The organism is Pseudomonas sp. yb_9 (genome assembly GCF_043103635.1).
Taxonomy (GTDB): domain Bacteria; phylum Pseudomonadota; class Gammaproteobacteria; order Pseudomonadales; family Pseudomonadaceae; genus Aquipseudomonas; species Aquipseudomonas monteilii.
This window is the reverse complement of record NZ_JBICKA010000046.1, coordinates 42,212-48,694: the sequence shown is the minus strand read 5'-3', so window position 1 is coordinate 48,694 and position 6,483 is coordinate 42,212. Positions and strand designations below refer to the sequence as shown.

Annotated in this window: 6 protein-coding genes; all 6 read left to right on the top strand. The window is 56.8% G+C overall.

All coding sequences use genetic code 11. The features are described 5' to 3' along the window. Positions 1-264: 264 nt before the first annotated feature. Positions 265-1,194, top strand: coding sequence for a ketoacyl-ACP synthase III (locus tag ACF8MI_RS12980; RefSeq protein ID WP_392517567.1), 930 nt, complete (start codon positions 265-267; stop codon positions 1,192-1,194). Between the two features lie 556 nt (positions 1,195-1,750). Then, positions 1,751-3,781: a flagellin gene (locus ACF8MI_RS12975; protein ID WP_392517566.1), complete on the top strand. Its 2,031-nt coding sequence runs from the start codon at positions 1,751-1,753 to the stop codon at positions 3,779-3,781. A 76-nt stretch (positions 3,782-3,857) separates the two neighbouring features. Further along, on the top strand, positions 3,858-4,208 hold the full coding sequence (locus ACF8MI_RS12970; RefSeq protein ID WP_392517565.1) for a flagellar protein FlaG: 351 nt from the start codon (positions 3,858-3,860) through the stop codon (positions 4,206-4,208). Between the two features lie 78 nt (positions 4,209-4,286). Then, positions 4,287-5,642: a flagellar filament capping protein FliD gene (gene fliD, locus ACF8MI_RS12965; RefSeq protein WP_392517564.1), complete on the top strand. Its 1,356-nt coding sequence runs from the start codon at positions 4,287-4,289 to the stop codon at positions 5,640-5,642. 79 nt (positions 5,643-5,721) lie between these two features. Beyond that, positions 5,722-6,117 carry a flagellar export chaperone FliS gene (fliS, locus tag ACF8MI_RS12960; protein ID WP_392517563.1) on the top strand — a complete coding sequence of 132 codons (396 nt, stop codon included), beginning with the start codon at positions 5,722-5,724 and terminating at the stop codon, positions 6,115-6,117. A 13-nt stretch (positions 6,118-6,130) separates the two neighbouring features. Beyond that, entirely contained in the window at positions 6,131-6,424 is a 294-nt protein-coding gene (locus ACF8MI_RS12955; protein ID WP_392517562.1) for a flagellar protein FliT, read from the top strand. Positions 6,425-6,483 lie beyond the last annotated feature (59 nt).

Genomic DNA, 6,483 nt, shown 5'->3' with positions numbered 1-6,483 from the left:
GAAGGGGCGCAAAGCGGCCCCAGCTTTTTCCTAAGGCAAAAATCCCAGTCCCCGCACCCTCAGCAAGGCTTTCGTAGCATTTCAATGTGACCAATGAGTCAAAACGATCATCTTCCCTGTATTCTATGCAGCAGCTGTTGCAGCATTTTGTTACCGGTGCGCAGGTGAGCCCTGCCTTCAACCTCTGGCGGTGACGCGCCCCGGTATTTGGCGCCCTCAATTCATCGAGTGGTGGTCTTTGGCTGTTTTCATTGGGAAGCCAGAATGATTGGCATCAAAAGCATTGCGAGTTACGTGCCTACCGCTGGCCTGGACAACTACGTCCAGGGTGCGAAGTTCGGCAAGGACGAAGAGTTCATGTTCGGCAAGATCGGCGCGTCGTTCCTGCCGCGCAAGGCCGAAGAGCAGGAAACTTCCGACCTGTGCGTAGAAGCCGCCCGGGCCCTGTTCGCCAGCAATCCAGACCTTGATCCGCAGTCGATCGATGCGCTGATCGTGGTTACCCAGAACGGTGATGAAGAAGGCCTGCCGCACACCGCCGCCATCGTCCAGAGCAAGCTCGGCCTGTCTACCCGCGTGGCGGCGTTTGACGTGTCGCTGGGCTGCTCCGGCTACGTGTATGGGCTGTACGCGATCAAGGGGTTCATGGAAGCAGCAGGGCTGAAGAATGGCCTGCTGATCACGGCCGACCCGTATTCGAAGATCGTCGACCCGGAAGACCGCAACACCACCATGCTGTTCGGCGATGCCGCCACGGCAACCTGGGTGGGTGAAGATGCTGTATGGAACCTGGGCCAGGCGCGTTTCGGCACGGACGGCTCCGGTGCCGAGCACCTGAAAGTCACTGACGGCAAGTTCTTCATGAACGGCCGCCAGGTGTTCAACTTCGCCCTGATCAAGGTGCCGGCGCACCTGCACGAGTTGCTGGATGCCAGCGGCCTGAAGTCGGCGGATATCGACGCCTTCTGCATCCACCAGGGCAGTGCGGCCATTGTCGATGCCGTGGCCCGGCGGTTCGAGGAGCAGCACCCGGAGAAGTTCGTCAAGGACATGCTGGAAACCGGTAATACTGTGTCCTCCAGCGTGCCGCTGCTGCTGCAGAAGCACATGCTCGACGGCAGCTGGAAGCGTGTGGCGATCAGCGGCTTTGGCGTGGGCCTGTCGTGGGGCTCGGCCATTCTGTACCGCGACTGATCCCCCAGTAGTCCCCAAAAAGCGCCCGGCGGCCACCGCCCGGCGCTTTTTTTCTTTTGGGGCTGGGTGTGTTTGTCTTGGTGTTTTTGGTGGCTTTGAGATCGAGCGCCGCCCGCGCGGCGCATCGCGAGCTGCGCTCGCTCCTACGTTTGTTTCGGGCCAATCATTCCTGGGGGATTTGCGCGCGTGCGCCTTGGCGCATGGCGCGATATTGCGGCGTACAAACAGGGTGGTCGCGCGCTTTTGCCGCAGGCGTTACTGGCCAAAAACAAACGTAGGAGCGAGCGCAGCTCGCGATGCGCCGCGCGGGCGGCGCGCGATCTGCGCCCCATCGCAAAGCCCAAGCCAAACCCTGGCCATCACCCAATTTCTGACGCCAATAAACCGCCCTTAACCCCTTGATTTCTCGAGGCTGGCCCCATGCCAGCATTTTTTTTTCGAAAAACCCCTCAAGCAACCCGCGCACCCGACGATAACCATTACGAAGGTTCTCTAGGCCACACCCGGCTGTCGCCAGGGCCGGAAGCCGCTGTATCCATTCAACGAGGAATTCGTCATGGCTTTGACCGTTAACACTAACATCACCTCCTTGGGCGTTCAGAAGAACCTGAACCGTGCTTCCGACGCGCTGGGCACCTCGATGTCCCGCCTGTCCTCTGGCCTGAAAATCAACAGCGCCAAAGACGACGCCGCTGGCCTGCAAATTTCCAACCGTCTGACCAGCCAGATCAGCGGCCTGAACGTTGCCGTGAAAAACGCCAACGACGGTATCTCCATCGCCCAGACCGCTGAAGGCGCGATGCAAGCTTCCACCAACATTCTGCAGCGTATGCGTGAATTGGCTCTGCAATCGGCGAACGGCTCGAACAGCGATGAAGACCGCACCTCGCTGCAGCAAGAGTTCACCGCGCTGTCGGGCGAACTGACCCGTATTTCCAGCACCACTACTTTCGGTGGTCGTAACCTGCTGGACGGTACTTTCACCAGCACCAGCTTCCAGGTTGGCGCGAATGCGAACGAAACTATCTCGTTTGGCATGAAGAGCGTTAGCGCTAGTGAGTTGAAAGGTACTTATAGCGAAGCTTCGGTAGATGCTGGTACAAATAAGCTGAGTGCGGTTGTGACGGGCAAGTCCGACGTTATTACTTCCAATGCTAATGATGTTAGTGCTACCAAATTTAGTGTTGAAAACAAAACGTTGGGTGCAGCTGGTGCGGGTACTCTGTCCATCGGTGCGAGTAATATCGCTCTGGTTGCTACCGACGATTTGGATAGCATCGTTAAGAAAATCAATGACGCCAAAGTGCCGAATGTCACTGCTTCCAATGTGGATGGCCAGCTGCGATTGACGAACGCAGGTACTGCAGGTACTGGCGACGTGGCGCTGGGCGGCACCGCTGGTACACTTGCTGCGCTGGGGGTGACTTCTGGTGCCAACCTTGCGGGGGCCGCAGCTGTCACAGGGACGAAAGTCCTCAGTAAACAGGCAATGGGTGCTGATGGTGATTTGATCATTGGTAGCTCCGTAGTTAAATTGGCGGCCACCGATACTCTTGAAGATGTAGTTAATAAAGTTAACCAGTTCTCTTCTGAAACTGGTGTTACCGCTAAAATCGCCAAAAATCCTGATGGTACCGGTTCTCTCAGCCTGAGCTCCAAAACTGACTTTACAATTGGGCAGTCTACTACTACCGCTATTGCTACCAAGCTTGGGTATAACACCGCCGCAGCTGATCAGACTATAGCTACCAAGACTGGCCTGACTTCCGATGCTTCCATCAAAGTGAATGGTCAGGGGTTCAGCTTCAAGGCCGGCGATACCCTGAGCTCTATCGTTGCCTCGATCAATGATGGTGCTGGTGGTGTTGGTTCTGGCGCTGGTACCAAGGCCACTGGTGTGACCGCTAGCGCCAGCGCTGATGGTCGTCTGATTCTGACCTCGGCCGACGGCAAAGACATCAAGCTGGAAAACAACAGTGCTGGCGCGCTGGACACTTTGGGCCTGACCTCCGGTAACACCAAAGCCAAGCTGACCGAGGCCACCTCGATCACCGTCAACAATGTCGAAGTCAAATTTAAGAAAGACGACGACATGGCGGCAATCGCTGCAGCAATCAACAGCTCGAGCAGCGGCGTCACTGCCTCTGTGAACGACGATGGTACCTTGGGCCTGTTCGCTGACCAAAACATCGTGATTGCAGATGGTAGCAATGGCACCGGCCTTGCCGCTTTGGGTCTGAGCGCTGGTACTACTAACGCAGTGACTATGAATACTTCGGTCAACGACCTGAGCATCCTGGATGCCGCCAGCGCCCAGCAAGCCATCCAGGCTCTGGATGGTGCAATCCAGCAGGTAGACAGCCAGCGTTCCCAACTGGGTGCCGTGCAAAACCGTTTCGACAGCACCGTCGATAACCTGCAGAGCATCGGCGAAAACTCCACTGCTGCCCGCAGCCGTGTTCAGGATGCTGACTTCGCATCTGAAACTGCCGAACTGACCAAGCAGCAAACCCTGCAACAGGCCTCCACCGCGATCCTGTCCCAGGCTAACCAACTGCCATCGTCGGTACTGAAACTGCTGGGCTAATACCAAAAGCTGAGTAGTTTGACGAAGGGTACCGTGACGTACCCTTTCGTCTTTTCAAGAAGAAGAGGTGTAAGAAATGGATATGAGCGTGAAACTGGGCCTGTCCTATCCCGCCTCCGCTTCGCCCGACACTACGACGAGCAAGCGGCAAGCAAGCGACCAGGCAACCAATGAGCCGGTCGATAAAGAATCCCAGCCTGCAGCCCGGCAAGACCTGGAAAGCGCCATCAGTGCCATCCAGGACTTCGTCAAGGCTTCAGAGCGACAACTCGACTTTTCGATCGATGACTCCACTGGCCAGGTGGTGGTCAAGGTCATTGCCCGCCAAAGCGGCGAAGTCATCCGCCAGCTGCCCTCGGAAGTGGCGCTGAAGCTGGCGGAAAACCTGAAGGATGCCAATAGCCTGTTGTTCGACATTCAGGTGTGATTGGCACGGCTTTTGTTGTAAAGCCGCACGGACGCGTTTTCGTCGGTTTTTCGACGGTCACCGAAATGGAGAGTGAAGATGGCGAGTTCAACTATTACCGGCCTGGGTTCTGGTCTTAAGATCGACGAAATCGTTGCGGCGTTGGCCAGTGCTGAAAAGGCACCAAAGCAGAAGCAGATCAACACCCAAGCCACCACTGCCACTACCTCGCTGTCGGCCATCGGTACCATCAAAAGTGCGCTGGATACGTTCCGTGCAGCTATCGCCAAACTGAATACAGCGTCTAGCTTCTCTGGCTTGGCGTCGTCGTCTTCCGACGAGGCGATTGCAAAGATCAAACTGGGCGACGGGGCTTCGTCGGGCAATTACGCGCTTGAAGTAACCCAATTGGCAACTGCTTCGAAGATATCGACGCAGGTTTATGACAAGACCTCTACCGTGGTCAACGATTCGGGCGAGCCCCAGACCCTCACTATCAGCCAAGGCAGCTCAACTCACAGCGTGACCATCGCCGACGGTGCAACGCTGCAGCAGGCTCGCGATGCGATCAACGGCCAACTTCAGTCCAAAGGCATTACAGCCAACATCGTTACAGATGCCAAAGGTTCGCGGCTGATATTCTCGTCTACAAAGATGGGCGAGGGTACCGAGTTGACGCTTGGTGGCACCGCCAGCATGGCGACCGATGTCACAACGGTCGCTAAACCGCAAAATGCCAAATATACACTGGACGGTCTGGAGCTAGAGTCAGCGTCCAATACTGTCACTGGGGCTGTCAGTGGGGTCGATATCACGCTGGTCAAAGAGGGTAAGGCCAGCCTTGGTATCGCCAGCAACAACGACACCTTAAAGACCTCAGTACAGTCTTTTGTCACGGCCTACAACGCGCTTATGACAGCGGTCAACGCCCAGACCAAGGTCACCACGGGCGCTGACGGCGCTGCTACCGGGGCGGCAGCGTTGACCGGCGACGCAACCATGCGCTCGCTAGTCAACTCGATCCGTAGCGAGATCACTCGTAGCGTGGGGAGTGCCGGGCTGAGTAGTCTGTCGCAGCTGGGTATCAATACTGTCCAGAAGACCGGCCTGCTGGAATTAAACGATAAAAAATGGGATGCGGCGGTCAAGACCTACGGGGCTGACATCAGTGGGCTGTTTACCGGTAAAGATGGCTTGCTGACCCGGCTGACAAACACTACCGAAGATTATGTAAAAACTGGCGGGATACTGGAGACTCGCCAGACAAACTTGACCAACCAGCTCAAGGAGCTAGATGAGGCGCAGGCAGCGCTTGATCGCCGCATTACTTCGCTTACCGATACGCTGACCAAAAAATATAACGCCATGGACACCATGGTTGCTCAGCTCAAGGCCACCAGCGACAGCGTGATGACCACGCTCAATGCCCTGAACAAGTCCAACAGCGACGACTGATTACGTTAAAGAAAACCGGGCTGAGGCCGATGCTATAGGTATGCGGCCCCTGTCCAGCCCCGTTCACTGAGGATCCCCCATGCACCCGATGAGAGCCCTTCGCCAGTACCAGAAGGTCAATTCCCACGCCCAAATTTCCGAAGCCACTCCGCACCGCCTGGTGCAAATGCTGATGGAGGGCTCGCTCGATCGCATGGCTCAGGCGAAGGGCGCCATTACTCGCGGCGATGTCGCGCAGAAGGGGCTGATGCTGGGCAAGGCCATCGACATCATCGGCGGCCTGCGTGAGGGGCTGGACAAGGAAAAGACCGACAACCCGGACGAGCTGGATCGCCTCGACAGCCTGTACGACTACATGGCGCGTCGCCTGACCCAAGCCAACCTGCACAGCGACCCGGCCATCATCGACGAAGTCGCCCAGCTGATGATCACCGTCAAAAGCGGCTGGGATGCCATCGCCTCCGCCGCGCAATAACCCAGGAGTTCCCATGAGCGCGTTGCAGCAAATCGAAGACACCCGTCAGGCCCTGAGCGAGGCCCTGCAAGCGCGCGACTGGGCGGCCATCGGTGAGCTGGACCTGGCTTGTCGCGCGTTGATGGATGAAGTGCTGCAGGAAGCGCAGGAAGATGAGGCGGCTGTAAGGGCCAACCTAGAGGCCTTGATGGCGGTTTATCGTCAGCTAATCGACGTTGCAAGTGACGAGCGTCAATCCTTGGTCACACAAATGTCGAATATCAACCAAGCGAAACACGCCACAAAGGTATACCATCTGTTCAGCTGAAGCTGGCCAGAATGCAACGCTTCGGCGCCATAAATTTGACTGCCTTTAAGTTTTTGACT

Excerpts from the sequence above, each read along its gene's own strand:
- ACF8MI_RS12975 (WP_392517566.1), top strand. The coding sequence starts at position 1,751 with ATGGCTTTGACCGTTAACACTAACATCACCTCCTTGGGCGTTCAGAAG.
- ACF8MI_RS12970 (WP_392517565.1), top strand. The coding sequence starts at position 3,858 with ATGGATATGAGCGTGAAACTGGGCCTGTCCTATCCCGCCTCCGCTTCG.
- fliD (WP_392517564.1), top strand. The coding sequence starts at position 4,287 with ATGGCGAGTTCAACTATTACCGGCCTGGGTTCTGGTCTTAAGATCGAC.
- ACF8MI_RS12955 (WP_392517562.1), top strand. The coding sequence starts at position 6,131 with ATGAGCGCGTTGCAGCAAATCGAAGACACCCGTCAGGCCCTGAGCGAG.
- fliS (WP_392517563.1), top strand. The coding sequence starts at position 5,722 with ATGCACCCGATGAGAGCCCTTCGCCAGTACCAGAAGGTCAATTCCCAC.
- ACF8MI_RS12980 (WP_392517567.1), top strand. The coding sequence starts at position 265 with ATGATTGGCATCAAAAGCATTGCGAGTTACGTGCCTACCGCTGGCCTG.